Genomic DNA, 25,294 nt, shown 5'->3' on the forward strand with positions numbered 1-25,294 from the left:
GTATGATTTTCGCATACTTTCTGGAGCATGCTCATGGAAGCCACAGTTGCCGAACGCGGGCAGATCACGCTGCCCAAGGCCGTGCGCGATGCCCTGGGCCTGACCAAGGGCACCACGCTCAAGATCGAACTCGACGGCGGGCGCATTATCCTGCGCAAAGATGTTAGCGAGGCGCTGCGCAAAGTGCGCGGCAAGTTCAAGCTGGTCGATGGCCTGACCAATACCGACGAGGCCATGCGCGCTATCCGCGGCCGCGCTCCCGGCGATCCGTTCGACCCATGATCGCCCTGGATTCCTCGGTGTTGCTCGACATCCTGATCGGCGACCCGATGTACGGTGAAGTGTCGGAGATCTGCATCGGCGACGCCTTGGCGCGTGACGAAGTCGTGGTCTGCGACGCCGTTGTGGCTGAGGTGCTGGCCATGCTGGACACCCAGGTCGACCTGATGGAAACGCTGGCTTCGATCGGGGTGCGCTACGAAGCCACCCAGGAAGCGGCGGCAGCGCGCGCCGGCCATATGAACAAGCGTTTCCGCGCACGCGGCGGCAAGCGCGAGCGGGTGGTTGCCGACTTTCTTATTGGTGCCCACGCAATGCTCCAGTGCGACGGGTTGATCACCCGCGACGAGGGCTTCTTCCGCGATTACTTCAAGGGTTTGAAGATCGTCGTTCCCACACCCGCACCTTAGATTCACGTTACGCGTTTACACATTCACTGCTGTCCTTTGGAGAATCCGCATGTTGGAAGCCTATCGCCACCACGTTGAAGAGCGCGCCGCGCTCGGTATCCCGCCGCTGCCGCTGACTGCGCAGCAGACCGCCGAGGTCATCGAGCTGCTGAAGAACCCGCCTGCGGGCGAAGAAACATATCTGGTCGAACTGCTCAGCCAGCGCGTGCCGGCCGGCGTCGATGACGCCGCCAAGGTCAAGGCCTCGTACCTGGCCGCGGTGGCCTTTGGCGCCGAAAAAACCGCACTGATCAGCCCCAAGCGCGCGACCGAGCTGCTCGGCACCATGCTGGGTGGCTACAACATCCAGCCGCTGATCGATCTGCTGGATAACGCCGAGCTGGGCGCCACTGCCGCCGAAGCGCTCAAGCACACCTTGCTGGTGTTCGATGCGTTCCATGACGTGCAGGAAAAAGCTGGGGCCGGCAATCCGCATGCCAAGTCGGTGCTGCACAGCTGGGCCGATGCCGAGTGGTTCACCAGCAAGCCGGAAGTGCCGCAGAGCATGACCGTCACCGTGTTCAAGGTGCCGGGCGAAACCAACACCGACGACCTGTCGCCGGCCCCGGATGCCACCACGCGGCCGGACATCCCGCTGCATGCATTGGCGATGCTGAAGAATACCCGCGAAGGCGCGGCGTTCGTGCCGGAAGAAGACGGCAAGCGCGGCCCGATCCAGGCCATTGCCGACCTCAAGGACAAGGGCCATCTGGTCGCCTACGTGGGCGACGTGGTCGGTACCGGTTCCTCGCGCAAGTCGGCCACCAACTCGGTGCTGTGGTGGACCGGCGAAGACATTGCGTACATCCCCAACAAGCGCTTCGGTGGCGTGTGCCTGGGCTCGAAGATCGCGCCGATCTTCTACAACACGATGGAAGACGCCGGTGCGTTGCCGATCGAGCTGGATGTGTCGCAGATGGAGCACGGCGATGTGGTCGAGCTGCGTCCGTATGACGGCAAGGCGTTGAAGAACGGGCAGGTAATCGCCGAGTTCGCGATGAAGTCGGACGTGCTGTTCGACGAAGTGCGCGCCGGTGGCCGCATTCCGTTGATCGTCGGCCGTGGCCTGACCGCCAAGGCGCGCGAGTTCCTGGGCCTGCCGGCATCGGACCTGTTCCGTCTGCCGATGGACCCGCCGGACACCGGCAAGGGCTTCTCGCTGGCGCAGAAGATGGTCGGCCGTGCCTGCGGCCTGCCGGAAGGCCAGGGGATGCGTCCGGGCACCTATTGCGAGCCGAAGATGACCTCGGTGGGTTCGCAGGACACTACCGGCCCGATGACCCGCGACGAGCTGAAGGACCTGGCCTGCCTGGGCTTTTCGGCCGACCTGGTGATGCAGTCGTTCTGCCACACTGCGGCCTATCCGAAGCCGGTCGACGTTAAAACCCACCACACCTTGCCGGAGTTCATCTCCACCCGTGGAGGCGTGTCGTTGCGTCCGGGCGATGGCGTGATCCACAGCTGGCTCAATCGCATGCTGCTGCCCGACACCGTCGGCACCGGCGGCGATTCGCACACACGTTTCCCGATCGGCATTTCGTTCCCCGCCGGCTCGGGTCTGGTGGCGTTTGCCGCCGCCACCGGGGTGATGCCGCTGGACATGCCCGAGAGCGTGCTGGTGCGCTTCAAAGGCCAGATGCAGCCGGGCGTGACCTTGCGTGACCTGGTCAACGCCATCCCGCTGTACGCAATCAAAGACGGTCTGCTGACCGTGGCCAAGCAGGGCAAGAAGAACATCTTTTCCGGCCGCATCCTGGAGATCGAAGGGCTGCCGAACCTCAAGGTTGAGCAAGCGTTCGAACTGTCCGATGCCTCGGCCGAGCGTTCGGCGGCCGGTTGCACCGTGCACCTGGACAAGGTGCCGATCATCGAATATCTTACCAGCAACATCACCCTGCTGCGCTGGATGATTGCCGAAGGCTATGCCGATGCGCGCACGCTGGGCCGCCGCATCAAGAAGATGGAAGAGTGGCTGGCCGATCCGCAGCTGCTGCAACCTGATGCCGACGCCGAATACGCCGCCGTCATCGAGATCGATCTGGCAGACATCCATGAGCCGATCGTGGCGTGCCCGAACGACCCGGACGACGTCAAGACGCTGTCCGAGGTTGCCGGTGCGGCGATCGACGAGGTGTTCATCGGTTCGTGCATGACCAACATCGGTCACTTCCGTGCCGCCGCCAAGTTGCTGGAAGGCAGGCGCGATATCCCGACCCGGTTGTGGGTTGCGCCGCCGACCAAGATGGATGCCTCAGAGCTGACCAAGGAAGGCCATTACGGCACCTTCGGCGCAGCCGGTGCGCGCATGGAAATGCCGGGTTGCTCGCTGTGCATGGGCAACCAAGCGCAGGCACGCGAGGGCGCCACGGTATTCTCCACCTCCACGCGTAACTTCCCCAACCGCCTCGGTCGCAACACCAACGTGTATCTCGGGTCGGCGGAGCTGGCGGCGATCTGTTCGCGGTTGGGCCGCATCCCGACCAAGGACGAGTACATGGCCGATGTGGGTGTGATCAAGACCAGTGGCGATCAGATCTATCGCTACATGAACTTCGATCAGATCCAGGAGTATCAGGACGTGGCCGAGACAGTGGCTGCCTGACACAACTCATCGATCGCCTGTTTCTGAACGCCCGGCAGTGCCGGGCGTTTTTCGTTTTTCGAGGAATTGCTTCGTTTTCAGCACTTAAGGCTGGAAGTTAAGGCGGTCGCAGTCAACCCGCTTGTTGCGTTACAACAAAAATCTTGAGCGCGGAGGTCTAAAGTAGCGCTGCTTCCCCTACATAAGTTCTATGCCGATGCCCACTTGCACGATCGCTGGTCAAACGCTGCACTACATGCAACACGGTCAAGGTTTTCCGGTTCTGCTTGGCCACAGTTATCTCTGGGATGCGGCCATGTGGGAGCCGCAGATTCAGGCCCTTTCGCCGCATTACCAGGTCATCGTTCCCGAGTTGTGGGGACATGGGCAATCGGCGGCGCTGCCCGCAGACACACGACAAGTCGGTGATCTTGCATGGCAGATGCTGACCTTTCTGGATGCGCTGGAATTGCCGCAGTGCGCAGTGGTCGGTCTGTCGGTCGGTGGCATGTGGGGTGCGGAGCTTGCGTTGCTTGCACCGGAGCGCGTGCGTAGCTTGGTGTTGATGGACACGTTTCTGGGGGCCGAGCCGCAGGCGACGCGGACGCGTTACTTCGGTCTGCTCGATGCGATCGAAGCGGCAGGGCAGGTGACGCCTGCATTGATTGATGCGATCGTGCCGATCTTTTTCCGTCCAGGGATCGATTTGAATTCTGCATTGCCGTCCGCGTTTGCGCAGCGCCTGGCCGCGATGTCTGCCGAGCAGCTGCGTGCATCGGTTGTGCCGTTAGGGCGCCTGATCTTTGGGCGTGACGATCGGTTGGAGGCGTTGTCTGCGTTGGATCCTGCGAGGACGTTCTTGCTTGGTGGCGAATACGACATTCCACGCCCGCCGGAAGAGTTGTGGATGATGGCCGAGGTGATCGGCTGCGATTACGAACCGGTACCCGATGCCGGGCATATCGCACCGCTGGAGAATCCGGCGTTCGTCAATGCGCAGTTATTGTGTTGGTTGCAACGTACGGTCGGGTGATGGTTGGCGCAGGTCTTGGGTAGAGCGCCCGCGGGTTGACGACTGCAAGGGTGAGGCCCGTGTCCTCGCCCCAGCCCCTCTCCAGTACTGCAGGCAGAGGGGCTTTGCTTCCAACTCCGAGTGCTACCAACAATTCAGGCGCTACGCGCAGGCAAATACATTTCAAAGCCGAACACGCCAGTAGGCTACGGCTGCGCACTCAGCCACGCTTCCAGCGCCGCAGCCGGCAACGGGCGTGAGAACAGATAGCCTTGTAGGACTTCGCAGCCGAGATCGGCGAGAAACAACCGCTGCGCTTCGTTTTCCACACCTTCGGCAACCACGTGCTTGCGCAGATGCGCGCCGATGCGTAGCACCGAGGTGATGAGCGCGCGTGCGTCTTCGCTGTGTTCGATGTCGCGTACGAAGCTCATGTCCAGTTTGAGTTCGTCAATCGGCAGGCGATGCAGATGGCTCAGGCTGGAGTAGCCGGTGCCGAAGTCGTCCAACGACAACGAGATGCCGGCTTCGCGAATGGCGTGCAGATTTTCCAGTACGTCGGGTTGCCCGGAAAGCATCACGCTCTCGGTCATTTCCAAGGTCAGGTCGGACGGCAGCACGCCCATGTCGGAGATCAACCGGAGCAGATCGACGAGCATGCGCGGGCTTTCGAAACTGCTGGCCGACAAGTTCACCGAGACGCGCGCTACCGGAACGCCGCGATGGCGCCAATCGGCGATCTGCCGACACGCACTGCGCAGCACCCAATCGTTTAGCTGCGGCATCATGCCTTGTTCTTCGGCAACGGGCAGAAACCGGGCCGGCGAAATGGTGCCAAGCTGCGGATGATTCCAGCGCAGCAACGCTTCAACACCATACAGCGCGTGCGGCGCGGCGCTAAGCAATTGCGGTTGGTAATGCAGTTGCAGCTGATTGCGACCGATCGCCTGGCGCAGTTCCGCTTCCAGCGCGACGCGCTCCTGCGCCATACGGTTCATGTCGGAGCTGAAAAAACGGAAACGTCCGCCGCCTTCCTTCTTGGCGCGATTCATTGCCAGATCGGCATGCCGCAGCAGGATGTTGATTTCGCGCCCGTCTTCGGGAAACATCGCCACGCCGATGCTGGCCGACGGATGCACGGTCATATGTCCGACCGGCAGCGGGCCTGCGATGGTGCCAAGCAGGCGCTCGGCTACGGCACCGGCCTGCTCTGCACTGCACTGCGGCAGTGCAAGTGCGAATTCGTCGCCGGCCAGGCGCGCCAGCATTGCGGTGGCGGAAAGTTGGTCGCCAATACGCAGCGCGATGTCGCGTAACAAACCATCGCCTGCGGAGTGGCCCTGACTATCGTTGATCAGCTTGAAGCGATCGATATTGATGAACATCAACGCGGCCGGTTCGCCTGCGTATTCGGCCTGTGTCAGTGCCTGTTCGGCGCGCGCGCTGAACATGAGGCGGTTGGGCAGGCCTGTGAGCGTGTCGTAGAACGCCAATTGATGCACGCGTTGGCGGATCTGCTCGCGTTCCAGTGCCAGTGTGCACAGCTGTTGGCATAACTCGGTGAGTCGCACATGCCAGGCGTCGGCGCGCTGCGGCTTGCGGTAGTACAGCGCGAAGGTACCGAGCACGCGCGAGCTGTTGGAGCGGATCGGGGTGCTCCAGCAGGCGCGTAATCCCATCTGCAACAGGGTGTCGCGATACGGCGCGAACAGCGGGTCGGTGGCGATGTCTTCCACCATCACCGCACGGCCGCGCCAGGCGGCAGTCCCGCATGCGCTGGCGCCAGGGCCGATCTTCAATCCGTTGACCGCGTCGGCATATTCGGGTGGCAGGCTGGGGGCAGCCAGCGTTTGCAGGCAGCCATGATTGTCGGCACTCATCACCGTGGCCAGCACGTCCGGTGCGATGCGTTCGACCTCGGTGCAGATCAGCGTCATCACTTCGATCAGCGGCCGCTCTTGTACCAGTGCTTCCAGCACGCGGTGCTGCAATACCTCATGCACCTTGGTATCGGTGATGTCGGTCAGCACCGTAACGTAATGCGATGGATTCTGGTCGGCGTCGTAGATCGGATTGAAGTTGAGCGAAATCCATAGCGGTGTGCCGTCCTTGCGATAGACCAGCAAGTCGGCCTGGCTCTGCTGCAACGCATCGGCGCGTTCGCGGATGCGCGCCACTTCGCTATGGTCGCTTTGCGCCCGGGTCAGCACATGCGATGGGATCTGACCGACCAATTCGGCTTCGGTGTAGCCGAACATGCGCTGGAAACCGTCGTTGGCGAAGAGCAGACGCGATTGCAGATCGCAGATGAGGATGGCGCTACTGCTGCCATCCAACGCTTCGGCCAGCAGGCGCGAACGGCATTCTTGGGGCTGCTCGCCGGCCTTCGCCACGCCGGCAGTGACGGGGCCCGGCTCGATCGCGCCAGCAGTGATCGGGTCGGTCTTGATTGGGCCAGTGGTTGCTGCTGCGCTATCGGCCAGCACGTCCGCAGCGATAGCTGAGACGGGTTCACGCATGCCGGGAACCTCCGCCGGGTCGGTCGGGTGCGGGTGCGGGGGCCGGGCGGTCATGCGGGATCAGCGCGCCTGCGCCGACAGCGCGATCAGGCGTTCTGCAACGCGATCCAACGGCACCACTTCCTGTGCGGCACCAAGTTTGTAGGCAGCGCCGGGCATGCCCCAGACCACGCTGCTGGCTTCGTCCTGCACCAGCGTAGGTGCACCGGCCTGCAGCATTTCCAGCAGGCCGCGTGCGCCGTCGTCGCCCATGCCGGTCAGGATGGCACCGACCGCGTTGGGGCCGGCGTTGGCAGCCACGGAACGGAACAGCACGTCCACTGCCGGCTTGTGGCGATTGACCGGCTGGCCGTCGTCGATGCGGCAGCGCCAGCGGGCACCGTCGCGGATAATGCGCAGATGCTGGCCGCCTGGTGGCAGATAGGCGTGGCCGGGCAGGATCGCTTCGCCGTCGCTGGCTTCGCGCACCGACATCGCCGAATGACGATTGAGGCGTTCGGCAAAGGCGGTGCTGAAGCTGGCCGGCAGATGCTGGGTCATCACCACCGCCGGGGCATCGGCAGGCATATGTTCGAGCACCACGCGCAACGCTTCGGTGCCACCGGCAGAGGCGCCAATCGCTATCAGGCGATCGGTGGTGCGGAAGCGCAGCGCGCTGCCGGGCACCGGTGCGGAGTGCATGTCCAAGATGACCTTGGGCGCGCTTGGGCGATTAAGCGCGCTAACCTTGGCTTTGGCGGCCATCTTGACTTTGCTGACGATCTCCTCGGCATAGTCTTCCAGCCCGCGCGCGAGGTCGATCTTGGGCTTGGAAACGAAGTCCACTGCGCCCAGCGACAAGGCTTGCAAGGTGGTGTCGGCGCCGCGTTCGGTCAGCGATGAAATCATCACTACCGGGGTTGGGCGCAGGCGCATGAGGTTTTCCAGAAACACCAGACCGTCCATGCGCGGCATTTCCACATCCAGCGTGATCACGTCCGGATTGAGGCGCTTGATTTTTTCGCGTGCCAGGATCGGGTCGGCGGCCGAGCCGATGACTTCGATGCCGGGGTCGCGCGAAAGAATTTCGGTGAGCATCTGGCGCACGACCGCCGAGTCGTCGACGATCAATACGCGCACAGGGGTTTCCAGCGTCATTCGAACAACTCCACTCCACCGGTGATCGGTGCTTTGGACAGACGGGCATGCACGGCCGATTCGGCGACGGCGACTTCGTGTGCGTGCGGCAAACGCTGCACTACGACGCGGCCGGTCGTCGGGAAGAACCACACCTTACGCGGATGGATGCCGCACAGATCTTCTGCAATGATGGGAATGTGTTCGGCCTGCAGATATTGGCGTACGAATTCGGCGTTGCGCGTGCCCACCGGATTGCTGGTGAACCCCTTGAGCACGTTGGCGCCACCGAAAACCTTTGCTTCGATCCGCTTGCGATGTGCGCCGCGCTTGAGCATGTCGTTGATCAGCAACTCCATCGCATAGCTGCCGTAGCGCGCAGGTGCGCCATCGCCGACCTGGCCTTCCGGCAGCAGAAAGTGGTTCATGCCGCCGATTTTCAGCACCGGGTCGCGAAGGCAGGCGGCAACACACGATCCCAAGGTGGTCGTCAACGCGGTGTCGTCGTCGACCACCAGATACTGGGTGGGCAGCAGCTTGGCGGTAATGGTCTCGAACCGCGAATCGCGGTAGCGCATGACATCGTCGACCTGCACGGCAGTACTCATGCAGATGCTCCCGCGCGCGGGGCGCGCCGATACAGCGTGCGTCCGCACGGCTGGATCAGATCGGCCGCGTGCAGGTAGTTCTCCGAGTGCCCGGTGTACAGCAGGCCGTCGTCGCCCATGTGGCTGACCAGACGCGACAGGATGCCGCGCTGGGTGGGCTTGTCGAAATAGATCATCACGTTGCGGCAAAACAGCGCTGCGTACGGGCCGCCGACGTCGTACCGCGGCGACAGCAGATTCAATTGCCGGAATTCGATGAGCTGGCGCAGCGCTGGAATGACCCGGCACTTGCCGTCGTTGGGGCCGCTGCCGCGTTGGAAGTACTTGCGCTTGATCGAGGCATCCAGCGAGGCGAGGCGATCGATGGCGTAGACGCCGCGCGAGGCGGTTTCCAGCACCTGGGTATCAACGTCGGTGGCCATGATACTCACCGGCGGAGTCAGCGAACCGAAAGCTTCGCACGCGGTGATGGCAATCGAATATGGCTCCTCACCGGTGGATGCCGCGCACGACCAGATATTGAGCGGTGCTTGCGAAGCGCGCTTTTGCAGTTCTTCGCGCAGCTTGTCGAAGTGGTGCGGCTCACGGAAGAACGAGGTCAGGTTGGTGGTTAGCGCGTTGGTGAACGCCTGCCATTCTTTTTCGTCATGGCCTGCTTCCAGTTGGTCGAGGTAATCGCGGAAAGAGCGCAGACCAAGCGCGCGCAAACGACGCGACAGACGGCCATACACCATGTCGCGCTTGGCCGGAGCCAGTGAGATGCCGACACGCTGGTAAATCAGGTCGCAGACGCGCTTGAAGTCGCGATCGCCGAAATCAAATTCGCGTGTGTCTGAGGCGGAAGTCGTAGTCGTCATATCCGTACACGTCGTTAACTATCACCTGGTATCGGCCATGTGGTCGCGCAACTGAAGGGCCAATGCATCGATTGACTCGGTTGGGTCCGGTTCTGGTGTGCGACGCGGCGGCGCTGGTGTAAGTCGGCCCGCGTCGCTGCAACAACACATCGCCTCGCGTGGAGGCATGGCGATGTGCGAGGCGATTACTTGATGGTGACGGGCTTCAGGCTGGCCGAGAAACTGACTTCGATTCCGGCACGCGAGCTGTCGCGCTGGATCTTGCAGAGGACGCAGACGTCTTGAATCCGAAAAAGGTGATTCATGCCGCACTTCAATCTGGTTGTGCCTCGCGTGTCGGGAACTTCCTGACACGCGAGGGTCGTGGAGCAACCGATAAAAACCAATGCCGCCGCCAGATGGGTGTGGCCGGCGTCGGTGGCTGCCGTATGCACGTTATACATGGCAGCTTCCGCACACCCTCAACACCTCCGTCGCGACCGCTGGCGATGTTGAAGTCGGCCGTTCGAATCAGGCTGCTTCTTCAACCAGTTGCTGCCCCAGCTCGGTACTATCCAGCAAGGTCTCGATATCCAGCAGGATCAACATGCGATCGTCCTGGGTGCCGATGCCGGAGATGAAACGGGTGTCGACCGCAGCGCCGAACTCGGGCGTCGGGCGGATCTGATCGTCGTTGAGCGGAATCACGTCCGAGACGCTATCCACCACGATGCCGACCACACGGTCTTCGACGTTGAGCACGATCATTACTGTAAAGGCGTCGTAGCGCGCTTCTTTCAGGCGCAGCTTCAGGCGCAGGTCGATCACCGGCACGATGGTGCCGCGCAGGTTGATCACACCCTTGATGTAGTCGGGGGCGTCGGGCAGGCGAGTGACCGAATCGTAGCCGCGGATTTCCTGCACTTTCAGGATGTCTACGCCGTAGTGTTCTTCGCCCAAAGCGAAGCTAAGGAATTCACCACCGGTGCCGGTGGCAGTGCTCTTGTCGTTCATGGAAACTCCAGGCGTTGCTGCTGAGTGTCAGGTTGCGGCAGAAGATTGCGGCAGAAATAGGGTTGCCCTAGCAACATCGGCGCAGCGGGCAGCAACTTTAGGTGCATGCTCCGCGCCGTGCGGTCAGGTTCAGAACGTGCTGCTCTTGTGGGCGTTGCGTTGGCGGTCTGCCCGGAGGATGTAGCGCTGGATAGTTTCGTCGGCGCCGCGTGGCAAGTCGCTGAACCTCATACTGACGCGGACGCTTTCGCTACCGTTGGGCAGTGTCTGCTTGTACTGGCTGCACACTGTGAGCGGCAGCGTGATCGGCGCGGCGTCGGGCAGCTGCAGTGTGCAGTTGCGGTAGGTGTGCTGCGGTTCGAGCAACGGCATGCCGTCGGTGAGCGACACCGCAACGCCGCCGCTGCTGATGTCGATCACGCGTAGCTGCAGGTCGAATGCGCCGCCGTGGGCCTGGTCCTAGTGGATGATGCAGATGGGCGATTCGGTGATCGGCGTTTCCAGCCGGTACGACTCGCGCCGCTGCATGTGGTACATCGCGTCGGGCAGGTCGGCGCGGAAGGCGACATGGATGTCGCGCTCCATCCGCTTTGCTTTTTTCAGCCGGAAACGGATGTTGACCCGTTCCAGCTGCGCGTAGCACAGCAGGTAGTTGGCGCCTTCGATAGCGCGATTGGAGGCGTCGCTGTGGCTGCAGTCAAGAATCACGCAGTTGTCGTCTTCGTCCACTTCCAGTACGGCGGTGGCCACGGCCATGTCGCGGCCGGCCACATGCATGGTTACCACGGCGCGTTGGTCGAGCAGCTGGCGCAGCAATCTACGGATCTGCCGCTTGTTGCGCAGCAGATAGCGCTCGTCACTTTCGGCCAGGTGGTCGTCGTTGTGGTCCAGCGCCGGGGTATCGCCTTGGGACATGGGCATAAGCACAGTGAAAGCTGGAATTCGCCAGGACGGTCGTCCCGATATTGCTTTGATATCGGCGGACAGACCGAATCTTTAAGTGTTGCGGCAATGTTCCGTGCGATTTCGTTGCGGCGCGGCGCTCGGAAGCCAGCCCAGCGCCATTGCCGATGCGGGTTGCCGGGTCTTCGATGAAGTGTTTGATCTGCTTGGCCGCGCCGGCCGAGCACTGTGCCGCCGTGCGCATTTCGGAGGCGACCACCGCAACGCCACGGCCTTGTTCGCTGGCGGACGGGTTGATTGCCGGCACGCAGCGAAGGCGTTTGCTGCCCGCCGATGGTCACGGTGCTCCAGTGGACGTGCAAAAAAAGGGCCGCTTTCCCCTCGCAAAGGAAGCGACCCGCAAGACCCGCGCACAGCGAATCGAACCACTTTCGAATGGTGGGTGTTGCTAACTGCGGTATTACTCGAAACGGTGATCAGTGCGCCCGCGCAGGCAGAAGGCGGGGTGCAGCCGATGCAAATTGGCGCATCGGCCGCGCCCACTGCGATTCCTGCGCGCCGTTCCTACCTGCTCGGTAACTGCCCGTTACGTGCTGCAGCCGCGCTTAAAACTCCCGCCAGTCGCCTGATTCTGCAGCCGATGCCAATGCACCGGTCGTGCTGCGACGTGGCGCTGCCAGGGCGGCAGTTGCACGTGCCGCCGGACGCGCCACCGAGCGTGCATTGGTCGGTGCACTGGCAATCGCCGACAACTGCCGCGCCACTGGTGCCTGCGCGACGATCTTGAACACCGCAACCGTTTCGGTAAGTTGCTGGGCCTGTTCCTCCATCGCGCGTGCGGCGGCGGTGGCTTCTTCCACCAGCGCGGCGTTTTGCTGCGTCGTTTCGTCCATCTGGGTGACGGTCTGGTTGACTTGTTCGATGCTAGCCGATTGCTCCTGCGAGGCGGCGGAAATTTCGCCCATGATGTCGGTGACGCGTTGCACCGACGACACTATCTCGGCCATGGTCTTGCCTGCTTGGTCCACCAGCTGCGAGCCGTCGGCAACGCGTTGCACCGAGTCGACGATCAGTTCCTTGATCTCCTTCGCTGCGGCGGAGGAGCGCTGCGCCAGCGTGCGGACTTCGGAAGCCACCACCGCAAATCCGCGGCCTTGTTCGCCGGCACGTGCGGCTTCCACCGCCGCGTTCAAGGCCAGGATATTGGTCTGGAACGCGATTCCATCGATGACGCTGATGATGTCGGCGATTTTCTTGGACGAGGTTTCGATCCCGGCCATGGTGTCGACCACCTTGCCAACGACTGCGCCGCCCTGCGAGGCCACGCTGGCTGCGCCGATCGCCAGTTGATTGGCCTGACGCGCGCCCTCGGCGTTCTGCTTGACTGTGGAGGTGAGCTCTTCCATCGATGCAGCGGTTTCTTCGAGATTGGCAGCTTGTTGTTCGGTGCGCTGCGATAGGTCCTGATTGCCCGCTGCAATCTCGGTGGCCGCAGCATTGATGGAGACCGCCGAGTGCTGGATATGCCCGACGATGCCTGCCAATTGCGTAACGGTGGCATTGGCATCGTCGCGCATCTGTGCAAACACGCCCTTGAACTCGCCCTCCATGCGTGCGGTTAGGTCGCCTGCGGCAATCGCCTGCAACATGCCCGACAGTGACTGCAGGCTGCCGTCGGCGGTGGCCATCAACTGGTTCAGGCTGTCCACCATCACCCGGAAGTCGTACTGGAACTGGGCCGCGTCGCCGCGAGCGCTGAAGTCGCCATTGGCGGCGGCTTGCGCCAGGTGCTTAATCTGCTGATTCATCGACGCCAGATTGGCTTTGACCTGCGCCATGGTGTCGGTGAGCTTTGCTTTTTCGCCGGGCAGGGTGTCCATGTCCTCGCTGAGGTCGCCGATTGCGTAGCGGCCCATGATCTGCGCCAGGCGCAGTGTGACCTGGATGTGGCTGTCGACCAAGGCATTGGTGTCGTCGGCCATGCGGCCATAATCGCCTGGAAATGCGCTGGCATCCATGCGGAAACTGACTTGGCCGTCATCGTGGCGCCTGGCCATGTCCACCTGTGCGGTGATCAGGTTGCGCACCTGCAACTGCATCTTGTCCATCGCCTGCAATAAGCGGCCGGTTTCGTCGTTGGCGTCGGTATGCACGGCGTTATCGAGCCGGCCCTCGGCGATTGCTTCAGCGGCGCGGGTGGCACGGCTCAATGGTTGGGTCAGACTGCGGGTGATCAGCAGGCCCAATGTGCCGCTCAGCACCACCACCAGCAGCGACCCGCCGATCAGCAGCTTGCGCGAGTCGTCCATCGAGTCCAGTGCCACGGTGGCGACTTCTATGGCCAGCTTGTCTTGCAGCGTAATGTTCTCGCCGATCTTGTCCTGCCATTGCTCCAGCGCCGGTGCGGCCTTGGTCAGCAGCAACGGGAGCGCTTCATCGCGATGGCCCGCCTTCACCAGCTCGATGACTTTATTGTTCAACTCTCTCACCGCGAGAGTGCGCCGATCGATGTCGTCACGGATGGCTTGGCCCTGCGCCGACGTCGGCATGGCATACAAGGCTTCGCGTGCCTTGCCGTAGTCGGCACGCCCGGACTTGATCGCCTCGATAAATTTCAGGTTTTCTTCGTTACTTGTGGGTAGCACGACGTTGCGCACTTGCGCGGCGATGGCGTAATTGGCATTCATCATGTCATTGGAGAGCCGGATCTTCACCATGTTCTGGTGCACCAGCTCGTCGACAAGTGCGCGTGCCGAGGTCAGCCCGCGGTAACCGATGAAAGTGATAAAACCCGACAACAGAATCAGCACGGTGAATGCCGCAGCCAATCGTGGCCCGACCTTGAAACGCAGCAAAAGAGAGTTCATTGGATCGCTCGACTCGATGAGGATGGGCAGGGAAGGCCGACTGATAGCCACGCTTTTTGTGCTTGCGTCTGCTCGTCGTACTGCAATTGATAACGGCACAGCCTGTGGCGAATTGAGTTGGCACCGATGTATTAGTAAAGCGCGGTTTCACACAGGTGATGAACAGGTGCGGATGGCATCGGCAGTCGGTCTGTGACTGTGCTGCTTTGCATGTTCTATCGGCTGGAATACGCCTTTTTTTCCGAAATCTTCGAATTTTCAGCAGTCGCGAGCTTGCCCTGAGTTTCACGTGCTGTGCGCTGATCGAGCGTGTGCGTATGCAGGTAAATAGCGTAATGCTTACGGTGCACGCGGCGGCGCATATCGGCTGCCCGGCGCAACGACAAGTGCAGAATAAAAGTGCCCTGCACCTGATCCATCTGCAACAGGTCTTGCCTGCCAGACAAACTCAAGGCTGGTGCAATGACGCTGGGCCAGCCTTGCTTTCATACGTCGTGTTGTAGCGGGACGCTGGCGCGCGCGCGGCACGTTCAGCCGCGCTCAGAACTGCTTCCACTCCCTCAGGTCAGCGGTCGATGCCGATTTGCCGACGGCACTGCGCCGTGACGGCGCGACCGTCGTGGAGCGTGCTACCGGACGCGCCGCGAAGCGCGCGTTGGCCGGTGCACCAACCATGGCCGGCAACTGACGTGCTACCGGTGCATTTGCGGAGACCTTGAACACCGCCACCGCTTCGGTGAGCTGCTGCGCCTGCTCTTCCATCGCACGTGCGGCAGCGGTGGCTTCTTCCACCAACGCGGCATTTTGCTGGGTGGTTTCGTCGATCTGGGTCACGGTCTGATTGACCTGTTCGATGCCTGAATATTGTTCCTGCGACGCCGACGAAATCTCGCCCATGATATTGGTGACATGCTGCACGCTGGCGACGATCTCGGCCATGGTGGTGCCAGCCTGATCGACCAGCACTGTGCCTTGGGTGACCTTGTCGACCGAGTCGTCGATCAGGCGCTTGATCTCTTTGGCGGCGCTGGCCGAACGCTGTGCCAATGTGCGCACTTCGGAGGCGACCACCGCAAAACCACGGCCTTGTTCGCCGGCACGCGCTGCTTCCACCGCAGCGTTCAAGGCAAGGATATTGGTCTGGAACGCGATACCGTCGATGACGCTGATAATCTCGGAAATCTTCTTCGACGAGCTCTGGATGTCCGACATAGTGGTAACTACTTTGGCCACCACATCGCCGCCCTGCGAGGCCACCGCAGCCGCGCCGATGGCGAGCTGGTTGGCCTGGCTGGCGTGTTCGGCATTCTGCTTGACGGTAGAGGTGAGCTCTTCCATCGATGCTGCGGTTTCTTCCAGATTTGCAGCCTGTTGCTCGGTGCGCTGCGATAGATCCTGATTGCCGGAGGCGATTTCACCCGATGCCAAACCGATCGAATCGGCGGCAGTCTGGATGCGGCCCACGATGTCGGCCAGCTGTTCGGTGGTGGCGTTGGCGTCGTCGCGCATCTTCGCAAACACGCCTTGGTACTGGCCGCTCATGCGTGCGGTGAGATCGCCGGCGGCGATCGACTGCAACAGACCGGACAGCGACTGCAGATTACCGTCGGCGGTGGCCATCAGGTGATTGAGGCTCTCCACCATGACGCGGAAATCGAACTGGAACTGCTCGGCGTTGCCGCGTGCAGTGAAGTCGCCGTTGGAGGCGGCCTGCGCAAGATGCTTGATTTCCGAGTTCATCGTGGACAGATTCAATTTGACCTGGTCCATCGCCGCGGTGATGGCGGCTTTTTCGCCGGGCAGGCGCGGCATGTCGTCGCTCAGGTCGCCGATGGCATAGCGCTCCACCAGATGGATGGTCTGCATCTCGACCGCGATGTGAGCAGCAACCAGCTCGTTGGTGTCATTGGCCATGCGGCCGAAGTCGCCAGGAAAGGCGCCGGCATCCATGCGGAAGCTGATCTGGCCGTCGTCGTGGCGCTTGGACATGTCCAGCTGCGCGGTGATGAGATTGCGCATCTGGTCCTGCATACGGCCCATAGCGTGCAATAAACGGCCAGTTTCATCGTTGGACTGCGTGCGTACATCGTTGTCGAGATTGCCGTTGGCGATTGCCTCGGCAGCACGCGTGGCCTGCGTCAGTGGGCGCACCAAGCTGCGGGTAATCAATAAGCCAAGCAGGCCACTGATCAGCACCACGGCCACACCGCCTGCGATTAGCAGACTACGGCCTCGTACCATAGCCGCGTTCGACTCTGTATAAACCTCCTGACTGCGCTTGCGCTGCAGTTCGGAGTAGCTGGCGAGCGCATCCTGCCACTTCTGGGTTGCCGGTCCCGCCTGTGTCAGCAGCAGTGCCTGCGCCTGGTCGAGCTTGCCGTCGCTGTCGAGTGCCATCACTTTTTCATTAGTCGCACGCGCAACCGCATTGGCGGCATCGATGTCGTTGCGGATGGTGGTGCCGGTCGGCGATGACGAGAATTGATACAGCGCGTTGCGCGTATCTTCGTAGCGGGCGCGTTGCTGTTTGATCAGCGCAATAAAGCGCTGATTGTCTTCTCTGGTATCGGCCAGGACGAGATTGCGCAGCTGCACGGCGATGCTGGCGCTGGCGTTGGTCATGTCCTGCGACAGCTGGATGATCTTGATCTGGCGATTGACCACGGTGTCCATGCGCTCGCGCGCCTGCGCCAGCGTGTAAAGGCCGGTGGCGACCAGTCCGCACGACAGCAGAATCAGCGTGCCGAAGGCAAAGGTCAGGCGCTTGCCGACGTTATACCGTTGTAGAAGAGCGATCATGTTGAGTCTCGTGCAAGGGGCAGGAAGGGCAATGCGCAGTGGTTCGCGCGCGGTGGCGGTCTATTGGCGAACCGGAAGCGGGCATGCAGCGAGCCGATCCATCGCCGCGCGTGAGGTCTGCTCACCGTACAAGCGATTACAAGGCGGGTATGTATGCTTGGAGCCCATAACGGCCGCTGTCGCTACGACTGAAGCCGCCGTGCCGACTTCGGACGGATGACCGTTACCGAGGCGACGGCGGTTTGGACAAGTAGGACGAAGACCCTTGTAGACGCGCTACCAGATCGCTTGGCAGGAGGCGCCGGTCACGGCTTGCCTGCGCGCCCGGAGCCGGACTCAGACGGGTGACGGGGTGTGCAATCAGAAGCCGGGCACCGGCTGCAGCGGCGACGCATGGTTTCAACCAAGGCCGGCCGATGTTCGGGACGCATGGATGTGTCGGCGTTCTGGAGCGTGTTATGGACTTCGGGAGGAGGTGCGTTGGTTGTCAGCGGTGCAGAGCGGCGGATGCGTGGCGCCGGCCGGGCACGCCACGACCTTGCCGCGCTGCGTGCACGTATGCGGGGGCATCAGGCAGCATACCCCAGACGGACCGGCGTCGAGCTGGCTTGCAACCGGAACACCGTCACCGCATCGCGCAGCTGCTGTGCCTGTTCTTCCATCGTGCGTGCGGCGGTGGTTTCTTCCGCCACCCCGGCGTTCTGTAGGGTGGCCTGATTCATCTGCGTGATGGTCTGGCCGGCCTGCGCGATGCCTTGCCACTGTTGCGGCGACCGTGCGGGCGAGGTGGTCGTAGGTGCTTCCCAAATGCGTACGCAGCTGTCGGCCGTGTACGCTTTATCTTGAGCCGGCCGACATCGCTGTTGGCTGGCGCGGCTCAGTCAGAACTCCTGCCAGCTGCTGTCGTTGCTCGGTGCGGTTACCACCGCGCGCGGCTTGGAAGCCGGGGCACGTCCGGCGGCGACGACTTTTGCCTTGATCGCAGAGCTCACCACCGGCCGTGGCGCTGCTACCCGCAGCGCTGGTTGCGTATTCGCCGCGTCAGTCTTGAACACCGCTACCGCATCGGTGAGCTGGATGGCCTGCTCTTCCATCGCACGCGCGGCGGCGGTGGCTTCTTCCACCAGTGCGGCGTTCTGCTGGGTGGTTTCGTCCATCTGGGTGACGGTCTGGTTGACCTGCTCGATGCCGCTGGACTGCTCCTGCGAGGCGGCGGAGATCTCGCCCATGATGTCGGTCACCCGCTGCACGCTGGAGACGATCTCGCCCATGGTCTTGCCGGCGCTGTGCACCAGCAACGAGCCGTCCGATACGCGCTGCACGGAGTCGTCGATCAGGCCCTTGATCTCCTTGGCCGCAGCCGAAGAACGCTGGGCGAGGGTGCGCACCTCACTGGCAACCACCGCAAAGCCACGGCCCTGTTCGCCGGCACGTGCCGCTTCCACTGCGGCATTCAAGGCCAGGATATTGGTCTGGAACGAGATGCCGTCGATGACGCTGATGATGTCGGCGATCTTCTTGGACGAGGCTTCGATCCCGCTCATGGTCTCGACCACCTTGTTGACGATCTCGCCACCTTGCGCGGCCACACCGGCCGCGCCAATGGCGAGCTGATTGGCCTGGCGTGCGCTTTCGGCATTTTGCTTGACGGTAGAGGTGAGCTCTTCCATCGAGGCGGCGGTTTCTTCGAGGTTGGCCGCCTGTTGCTCGGTGCGCTGCGACAGATCCTGGTTGCCGGCAGCGATCTCGCTGGCAGCGCCCTTGATCGAAATCGCCGACTCCTTGATGCCGCTGACGATCTCGGTCAACTGCGTGGCAGTGGCGTTGGCATCGTCACGCATCCGCGCGAATACGCCGCGAAACTCGCCGCTCATGCGTACGGTGAGATCGCCCGCAGCGATCGACTGCAACAGCCCCGACAGCGATTGCAGGTTGCCATCGGCGGTGGACATTAGGTTGTTGAGGCTCTCCACCATCACGCGGAAGTCGTACTGGAAACGCTCGGCGTCGCCGCGTGCGCTGAAGTCGCCATTGGCGGCCGATTGCGCCAGCTGCTTGATCTCCGTGTTCATCGTGGACAGATTCGATTTGACCTGGTCCATCGCCGCGGTGATGGCGGCTTTTTCGCCGGGCAGACGCGGCATGTCGTCGCTCAGGTCGCCGATGGCATAACGCTCCACCAAGCGGATGGTCTGCATCTTGACTTTGATATGGGAAGCAACCAGCTCGTTGGTGTCCGTGGCCATGCGGCCAAAGTCACCGGGGAACGCGCTGGCGTCGATGCGGAAGCTGATCTGCCCTTCATCGTGACGCTTGGCCATGTCCAGCTGCGCGGCAATCAGGTTACGCAGCTGCAGCTGCATCTTGCTCATCGCCTTGAGCAGGCGGCCCGCCTCGTCGTTGGAGTGGGTTTCGACGTCGTTGTCAAGATTGCCGCCAGCGATGGATTCGGCTGCGCGGGTGGCACGGCTCAGCGGCTGGGTGAGGCTGCGGGTGATCAGCAGGCCCAGGGTGCCACTGAGCAAAACCACCAGCAACGAGCCGCCGATGAGCAGCTTGCGCGAGTCGTCCATCGATTCCAGCGCGGCGTCCGATGCAGCGCTTGCTATCTTATCCTGCAACGCGATGTTCTCGGCAATCTTGTCTTGCCAGCCCTGCATCGGCGGCGCGGCTTTGGTCAGCAGATAGGGCAACGCTTGGTCACTATGCCCGGTCATCACCATATCGATCACCTTGTCGTTCAACGCCTTGACCTCGGCGCGGCGTGCATCTAAGTCTGCGCGCAACTGTTTTTCCTGCTCGGATGGCGGCATTGCGTATAGGGCATCGCGTGCCTTTGTGTAATCGGCACGTGCAGACTGGATCTGCGCGATGAACTTGAGATTGTCTTCATCAGAAGTGGGCAGCACCACATTGCGCACCTGCACGCTGATGGTGAAGTTGGCATTCATCATGTCGTTGGACAGACGGATCTTTACCATATTCTCATGTACCAGCTGTTCCAAAAGCGAACGCGCCGAACTCAGGCCGCGGTAGCCGATAAATGCGATGACGCCGGACAACACGATCAGCACAGCAAAAGCCGCTGCCAGCCGTGGACCGATGTTGTAACGCTGGAGAAGTGCAGTCATGACAGAGTCCTTGAAGCGTTGTAATGAAAAGGGGCAACCCGTGCTTCACCCCGCATTGCGTAACATGTCGCTGAGAGGAATAACGGCGGCATATCGCGATCACTTAACTCATCGACACAAAAAACCTATAAATCAAGTCATTTTTGTGAACTGGATGCACAATCGGTGCAGGCGTAGTCTTCCTTTTGGATCGGCCAACAAAACTACTACACAGCCGCCAGGCGGGCGCGGCCGGTGCTCGAAATCGGCATGTGCCACGCGTACACTGCGGTTTATTCGCACTGTCGGCACCCACCTGGCGACTGTTCACTACGGTTTGTTGGCCACTCTTAGAATTCCGCCCAATCCGATTCATTGGACTTTGCTGCTGTAAAGGCAGTGCGTGCTGCCGGCCGAGCGGGCAGCTTGGCGACGTTGGTACGGGCCGGAGCCGTCGGCTTGGCAGCGATATGACGCACCACCGGCTTGGCACGCGTCACTGTTTCCAGCTCGGCGGACAGGCGGAACAGCGCTACCGCTTCGGTAAGCTGCTGCGCCTGCTCTTCCATCGAACGGGCAGCGGCAGTGGCTTCTTCCACCAACGCGGCGTTTTGCTGAGTGGCCTCGTCCATCTGCGTAACGGTCTGGTTGACCTGCTCGATGCCGGACGACTGCTCTTGCGAGGCGGCAGAAATCTCGCTCATGATGTCGGTGACGCGCTGCACCGAGGAGACGATCTCGCTCATGGTGCTGCCGGCCTGATTCACCAGCGCCGAGCCTTCGGCGACCTTGCTCACCGAGTCGTCGATCAGGCTTTTGATCTCTTTCGCTGCGCCGGCCGAACGCTGCGCCAGCGTACGCACTTCCGAGGCGACCACGGCAAAGCCGCGACCCTGCTCACCGGCACGTGCGGCTTCCACCGCGGCGTTCAAGGCCAGGATATTGGTCTGGAAGGCAATACCATCGATGACGCTGATGATTTCGGCAATCTTCTTGGACGAGGTCTCGATGCCGGACATGGTGGTAACCACCTTGCCGACCACGCTGCCGCCGTGCGAGGCCACACCTGCCGCGCTGATGGCCAGCTGGTTGGCCTGGCGTGCGCTTTCGGCATTTTGCTTGACGGTGGAGGTGAGCTCTTCCATCGAGGCGGCGGTTTCTTCCAGATTGGCGGCCTGCTGTTCGGTACGCTGCGAAAGGTCGTTGTTGCCGGCCGCAATTTCGCTCGCGGCAGTGTGGATTGCCAAGGTGGAGTGCTTGATGCGGCCGACAATATTGGTCAGCCGCTGTGTCGTCGCATTGGCATCGTCACGCAGACGCGCAAATACGCCGTGGAATTCGCCATCCATGCGAGCGGTTAGGTCGCCGTCGGCCACTGCGCCGAGCAATTGTGACAATTTGCCCAGGTTGCGATCGCTGACTTCCATCATCGAGTTCAGATCCGACACCATTACCGCGAAGTCGTACTTGAAGCGCGTCGCGTCACCGCGCGCACTGAAGTCGCCCGCCGCTGCGGCTTGCGCCAGCTGCTTGATCTCGGTGTTGATCGACAACAGGCCGGCCTTGGCCGCATCCATCGCCTCGTGCAGGATCGCGCGGCTGGCCGGCAGACGACGTGCGTCCTGGCTTAAATCGCCCTGGGCATACTGGTTGAGGATGCGCACCGAATCAGTAATGGCATCCAGATGCTCGAAAATCATCGTGTTGATGCCGCCGGCAAGCTTGCCGTACACGCCAGGGAAATCTTCCGGCATGCGATGGGTGATGTCTTCGGCGGCGTGCAGGTGCGACATGCGCACAGTCTCGTCGGAGAAGCGGCGCAGCATCTGGGTCATGCCGCCGGTAGCCTCCAGCATCTGGCCGATCTCATCCTTGCTAGTCTTTCCGATCTGCGCGCTCAGATCGCCACGCGAGACCGCCTGGATGGCGCCCAATGCCTTGGACAGCGGCGTGGTAATGCTGCGTGCGATCAGCCAGCCAAAGGTCACCGACAAGGCAGCCATCAACAGCGTGCCAAGCAGTAGCACGGCGCTGGTCACTTTGAACGAGGCGTTGCTTGCGTCTACCAGGTCGCCTAGCGCTTTGGACTGCTGTGCGTACAGCTTATCGACCGAGGCGAACAGTTCCTTGCGGATCTCGCCAGACTGCTTGCGCGAAAATTCCATCGCTGCGGTGCGGTCGGGTTTTGCATAGAGCTTGCGCAGCTGCTGGTTGGCGGCAAAGTAACGCGCACTGGCATCGGCCAGTTTGGCGTATTCGGCCTTCAACGGTGATGCGGCGCCGATCTTGGCATCCAGGGTTTTCTGCGTTTCGACGTACTTGGTCTGGATTTCGTCCATGCGTTTGAAGAAGTACGCAAAGCGTTCCGGGTCGTCGAGATTGACGAACTGGCCCACTTCGTAGACGCGGAATTCGCCAGCGAAACCACGCAGCTCGGACAGACGACTCAGCACCGGCACCACGTCCTGGTTGATCAGGGTGGTTTCCTGCTGCATCTGCTTCATGCGCGAAAAACCCAATCCGCCCAGCAAGGCGGTGAGCACTGCACTCAGGCAGAAAGCACACATCAGTTTGCGGCGGATCGGCCAGTCGTTGAACTTGTTCATCACTTACTCCGAGTGTTGTGTCTTGACGCTGTCATGCAGGCTAACGGCTGACGGGCGTGATTCTTTATCCTTGGACGGTGAACGCTGCGGCGAGCGGTCTTGGCATGGTGCGATCAACCAGCTCGACAGACAGTCGTGCCGGGCAGGGCGGCCCAGGCCGCTGAACGATATCCACCAGGGTGAGCAAGGTGGGCCGCATGCATCGCGCGGGTAGCTCAACCGTCCTGCCACTGTCTGTCGTTGCCAGCGGCGAGCGCAGGCGCGCTGGCCAAGGGACGGCGCGTAGCCGGTGCGGGCATGCTGGCTGTGGCGACACGGCGGACCGTAGCGACAGCCAGTTTCCTGGCGGCAGGCGTCATGTCACTGGAGTTCTACGCATCGGCAAGCCTGAAGCGCGACACCGCCTGCGCCAGCCGACTGGCCTGGTCTTCCATCGTGCGGGCAGCAGCGGTGGCTTCTTCCACCAGTGCGGCATTCTGCTGGGTGGCTTCATCCATCTGGGTGATGGTGAGATTGACCTGTTCGATACCGGACGACTGCTCCTGCGAAGCGGCGGCGATCTCGCCCATGATGTCGGTAACGCGCTGCACGCTGGCCACGATCTCGGCCATGGTGGTGCCGGCCTGATGCACCAGCTGCGAGCCTTCGGCAACCTTGCTGACCGAGTGGTCGATCAGGTGCTTGATTTCTTTCGCCGCAGCGGCCGAGCGTTGCGCCAATGCGCGAACCTCGGTGGCGACCACGGCAAAGCCACGGCCTTGCTCGCCGGCACGCGCGGCCTCTACCGCTGCGTTCAGAGCCAAAATATTGGTCTGAAACGCAATGCTGTCGATGACGCTGATGATCTCGGCAATCTTTTTCGAAGACACTTCGATGCCGGACATGGTGGTGACTACGTGCGCCACAACCGCGCCACCTTGCGAAGCGACACCGGCTGCGCCGATGGCTAGCTGATTGGCCTGACGTGCGCTCTCTGCATTCTGTTTGACCGTGGAAGTCAGTTCTTCCATCGAGGCGGCGGTTTCTTCCAGATTGGCGGCCTGTTGTTCGGTGCGCTGCGACAGGTCGTTGTTGCCGGCGGCGATCTCGCTGGACGCTGTGTGGATACTGCCGGCCGCCTGCTGGATGTGCCCAATCACCAGCGCTAGCTGCTCGGCGGTGGTGTTGGCATCGTCGCGCATGCTGGCGAACACGCCGTGGAAGTTGCCGTGCATGCGCGCGCTCAGATCGCCTTCGGCCAGCGCACTGAGCAGGCGCGAGACCTCGGCGATGCTGCCTGCGTTCGCATCGAGCAATGCATTGAGCTGTTGCGCAAGTTGCAGGAAAAAGCCCTGCTTGCCGTTGCTGTCGATGCGCTTGGAAAGGTCGCCGGCAGCCGCGCTGCGCACCACATCGGCCACGTCAACTTCGACCCGCGCTTCGGCGGTGCGGTCGCGCCATTCGCAGACAAAACCAAGATGTGCACCGGTGCCATCGCGAATGGCCGAGACGTCCTGGGTAATGCAAGCGGCGCGATACTGCACCTCACGCTGAGCAGAGCCTTGGTGGTCGAGGCGTTGATAGATTTCCGCATCCTGCGCGTTGCCCACTTCCAGTAGCGACACCGATTGGCCGATCAGCCGCTTCGAGCGGTCGAATGCCGGTACGCAGGCGTGGATGTCGTCGGCGTAGGTCTGCACCAGCGTCTGAAATGCGTTGTTGGTGTAGATGATGGTCAGGTCTGGGTCGGCGATGTACATCCCGGTGGAGGCGTTGTCGAGCGCGGTGCGAATGCGCAGGTTTTCGGCGGCGATGCCGCGCTCGCGCTCCAGGCGTTCGCGCAGGTCGCGCTGCATGCGCGCCAACGCCCCCATCAGGCTGCGCGCGTGGTTTGCCGCAACCGGAATCGGTTGGTCCAGGCGGCCTTCGGCGATGTGTTGTGCGGCGGCCATGGCCAGCTGCGGCTCGCCGCCAAGCAGGCCGAACACCGAGCGCAGGATCCAGCCGGCGGCCAGTGCCAGGCATACCAAGGCAAGCACCATGGCGCTGCCTTGCTGCCACATCACGCGTTTGCTGTACTGCTCGGCCTGGCTGCGCGCGGCTGCGTTCAAGGCCAGGATGCGCTCGCTGATCGCGCCCATGCGGGTTTCGAGCTGGCCGAATTTTTCAGTGAAATCGGCGTAGCCCGCGCCGCTGTCGGCGTGCGATTCGGCCAGCCTTATCACGTGGTCGGCGGATGCGATGTAGGCCTGCAGTGTGGGAGTGACCGCGTCCAGCTCGCTGCGCAATGCCGGGTCCAGCGGCAATTTGCGGTTGGCCTGCAGGGATTTGCGGAATTCGCCGGCATGTTCGCCAAGTGCGGTGCGTGCTGTGGCAATGCCGGCATCGTCGTGCCTGGAGGCGGCGAGCAGCGCGGCAGTGACATCGCCGCGCAGCGCATCGTGCATCATGTCGGCCTGCATGTGGTTGCGCAGTGCATCGGAGGAGGTGACCTGTGCGGCAATCGCGTCGAGCAAACCGCGTTGGCCGTTGTAGCCGACGCCGCCCAGGGTGAGCAGGGCCAGCGCCGCCACCAGCACCAGAATTGCCAGCATGTGCATGATCTTCATGGTGGGG

At 62.1% G+C, this 25,294-nt stretch carries 15 protein-coding genes, 1 other RNA gene and 4 pseudogenes; 5 read left to right on the forward strand and 15 right to left on the reverse strand.

What is annotated here, in order from left to right; genetic code table 11:
* The first annotated feature begins 33 nt into the window (after positions 1–33).
* The 4 genes from PD885_RS09960 (at position 34) to PD885_RS09975 (ending at position 4,342) form a co-directional block, all read left to right on the forward strand.
* On the forward strand, positions 34–282 hold the full coding sequence (locus PD885_RS09960) for an AbrB/MazE/SpoVT family DNA-binding domain-containing protein (protein ID WP_002806474.1): 249 nt from the start codon (positions 34–36) through the stop codon (positions 280–282).
* A complete protein-coding gene (locus PD885_RS09965) occupies positions 279–689 on the forward strand; it encodes a type II toxin-antitoxin system VapC family toxin (RefSeq protein WP_002806475.1) in 411 nt (136 codons plus the stop codon). Before PD885_RS09960 ends, PD885_RS09965 begins: the two co-directional genes overlap by 4 nt.
* 49 nt (positions 690–738) lie before the next feature.
* A complete protein-coding gene (locus PD885_RS09970) occupies positions 739–3,330 on the forward strand; it encodes a bifunctional aconitate hydratase 2/2-methylisocitrate dehydratase (protein ID WP_002806477.1) in 2,592 nt (863 codons plus the stop codon).
* 196 nt (positions 3,331–3,526) lie between these two features.
* Positions 3,527–4,342 (forward strand): alpha/beta fold hydrolase, encoded by an 816-nt coding sequence (locus tag PD885_RS09975; protein WP_002806478.1) that lies wholly within the window; start codon positions 3,527–3,529, stop codon positions 4,340–4,342.
* 185 nt (positions 4,343–4,527) lie between these two features.
* Here PD885_RS09975 and PD885_RS09980 read toward each other — a convergent pair whose 3' ends face one another.
* The 13 genes and pseudogenes from PD885_RS09980 to PD885_RS10030 form a co-directional block, all read right to left on the reverse strand.
* Positions 4,528–6,840 carry a sensor domain-containing protein gene (locus tag PD885_RS09980; protein WP_002806479.1) on the reverse strand — a complete coding sequence of 771 codons (2,313 nt, stop codon included), beginning with the start codon at positions 6,838–6,840 and terminating at the stop codon, positions 4,528–4,530.
* Between the two features lie 60 nt (positions 6,841–6,900).
* The gene (locus PD885_RS09985; RefSeq protein WP_002806480.1) at positions 6,901–7,977 is read right to left on the reverse strand and encodes a protein-glutamate methylesterase/protein-glutamine glutaminase; all 1,077 of its coding nucleotides are present in this window, start codon (positions 7,975–7,977) and stop codon (positions 6,901–6,903) included.
* A complete protein-coding gene (gene cheD / locus PD885_RS09990; protein ID WP_002806481.1) occupies positions 7,974–8,564 on the reverse strand; it encodes a chemoreceptor glutamine deamidase CheD in 591 nt (196 codons plus the stop codon). Before cheD ends, PD885_RS09985 begins: the two co-directional genes overlap by 4 nt.
* Positions 8,561–9,421: a CheR family methyltransferase gene (locus PD885_RS09995; protein WP_002806483.1), complete on the reverse strand. Its 861-nt coding sequence runs from the start codon at positions 9,419–9,421 to the stop codon at positions 8,561–8,563. The genes cheD and PD885_RS09995 overlap by 4 nt, the downstream gene beginning before the upstream one ends.
* A gap of 185 nt (positions 9,422–9,606) precedes the next feature.
* Positions 9,607–9,864 carry a hypothetical protein gene (locus PD885_RS10000; protein WP_002806485.1) on the reverse strand — a complete coding sequence of 86 codons (258 nt, stop codon included), beginning with the start codon at positions 9,862–9,864 and terminating at the stop codon, positions 9,607–9,609.
* Between the two features lie 67 nt (positions 9,865–9,931).
* Positions 9,932–10,414, reverse strand: coding sequence for a chemotaxis protein CheW (locus PD885_RS10005; protein WP_002806488.1), 483 nt, complete (start codon positions 10,412–10,414; stop codon positions 9,932–9,934).
* Positions 10,415–10,543: 129 nt separating this feature from the next.
* A pseudogene (locus PD885_RS10010) lies at positions 10,544–11,329 on the reverse strand (flagellar brake protein).
* 127 nt (positions 11,330–11,456) lie between these two features.
* A pseudogene (locus PD885_RS22410) lies at positions 11,457–11,603 on the reverse strand (methyl-accepting chemotaxis protein); the annotation flags it as partial.
* A 319-nt stretch (positions 11,604–11,922) separates the two neighbouring features.
* On the reverse strand, positions 11,923–14,184 hold the full coding sequence (locus tag PD885_RS10015; RefSeq protein WP_002806493.1) for a methyl-accepting chemotaxis protein: 2,262 nt from the start codon (positions 14,182–14,184) through the stop codon (positions 11,923–11,925).
* A gap of 215 nt (positions 14,185–14,399) precedes the next feature.
* Entirely contained in the window at positions 14,400–14,609 is a 210-nt protein-coding gene (locus tag PD885_RS10020; RefSeq protein ID WP_145954098.1) for a hypothetical protein, read from the reverse strand.
* Positions 14,610–14,724: 115 nt separating this feature from the next.
* On the reverse strand, positions 14,725–16,983 hold the full coding sequence (locus PD885_RS10025; RefSeq protein WP_088056834.1) for a methyl-accepting chemotaxis protein: 2,259 nt from the start codon (positions 16,981–16,983) through the stop codon (positions 14,725–14,727).
* Between the two features lie 569 nt (positions 16,984–17,552).
* Positions 17,553–17,756: pseudogene (locus PD885_RS21405) on the reverse strand (hypothetical protein); the annotation flags it as partial.
* A gap of 108 nt (positions 17,757–17,864) precedes the next feature.
* A complete protein-coding gene (locus PD885_RS10030; protein WP_065975204.1) occupies positions 17,865–20,114 on the reverse strand; it encodes a methyl-accepting chemotaxis protein in 2,250 nt (749 codons plus the stop codon).
* Positions 20,115–20,363: 249 nt separating this feature from the next.
* On the opposite strand from PD885_RS10030, the gene PD885_RS10035 reads away from it, so the two are divergent.
* Positions 20,364–20,439, forward strand: a non-coding RNA gene (locus tag PD885_RS10035) — sX9 sRNA.
* 4 nt (positions 20,440–20,443) lie between these two features.
* On the opposite strand, the gene PD885_RS10040 is transcribed toward PD885_RS10035, so the two are convergent.
* The gene (locus PD885_RS10040) at positions 20,444–22,699 is read right to left on the reverse strand and encodes a methyl-accepting chemotaxis protein (protein ID WP_002806500.1); all 2,256 of its coding nucleotides are present in this window, start codon (positions 22,697–22,699) and stop codon (positions 20,444–20,446) included.
* A 215-nt stretch (positions 22,700–22,914) separates the two neighbouring features.
* A pseudogene (locus PD885_RS22415) lies at positions 22,915–25,287 on the reverse strand (methyl-accepting chemotaxis protein).
* Between the last annotated feature and the right edge of the window lie 7 nt (positions 25,288–25,294).

The sequence above is a fragment of the Xanthomonas fragariae genome, from assembly GCF_900183975.1.
Taxonomy (GTDB): Bacteria; Pseudomonadota; Gammaproteobacteria; order Xanthomonadales; family Xanthomonadaceae; genus Xanthomonas; species Xanthomonas fragariae.

Coding starts and splice junctions, on each gene's coding strand:
- PD885_RS10015 (WP_002806493.1), bottom strand. CDS start 14,184: ATGAACTCTCTTTTGCTGCGTTTCAAGGTCGGGCCACGATTGGCTGCG.
- PD885_RS09970 (WP_002806477.1), top strand. CDS start 739: ATGTTGGAAGCCTATCGCCACCACGTTGAAGAGCGCGCCGCGCTCGGT.
- PD885_RS09965 (WP_002806475.1), top strand. CDS start 279: ATGATCGCCCTGGATTCCTCGGTGTTGCTCGACATCCTGATCGGCGAC.
- PD885_RS10005 (WP_002806488.1), bottom strand. CDS start 10,414: ATGAACGACAAGAGCACTGCCACCGGCACCGGTGGTGAATTCCTTAGC.
- PD885_RS09985 (WP_002806480.1), bottom strand. CDS start 7,977: ATGACGCTGGAAACCCCTGTGCGCGTATTGATCGTCGACGACTCGGCG.
- PD885_RS09980 (WP_002806479.1), bottom strand. CDS start 6,840: ATGCGTGAACCCGTCTCAGCTATCGCTGCGGACGTGCTGGCCGATAGC.
- PD885_RS09995 (WP_002806483.1), bottom strand. CDS start 9,421: ATGACGACTACGACTTCCGCCTCAGACACACGCGAATTTGATTTCGGC.
- PD885_RS10040 (WP_002806500.1), bottom strand. CDS start 22,699: ATGAACAAGTTCAACGACTGGCCGATCCGCCGCAAACTGATGTGTGCT.
- cheD (WP_002806481.1), bottom strand. CDS start 8,564: ATGAGTACTGCCGTGCAGGTCGACGATGTCATGCGCTACCGCGATTCG.
- PD885_RS10000 (WP_002806485.1), bottom strand. CDS start 9,864: ATGTATAACGTGCATACGGCAGCCACCGACGCCGGCCACACCCATCTG.
- PD885_RS09960 (WP_002806474.1), top strand. CDS start 34: ATGGAAGCCACAGTTGCCGAACGCGGGCAGATCACGCTGCCCAAGGCC.
- PD885_RS09975 (WP_002806478.1), top strand. CDS start 3,527: ATGCCCACTTGCACGATCGCTGGTCAAACGCTGCACTACATGCAACAC.
- PD885_RS10025 (WP_088056834.1), bottom strand. CDS start 16,983: ATGATCGCTCTTCTACAACGGTATAACGTCGGCAAGCGCCTGACCTTT.
- PD885_RS10030 (WP_065975204.1), bottom strand. CDS start 20,114: ATGACTGCACTTCTCCAGCGTTACAACATCGGTCCACGGCTGGCAGCG.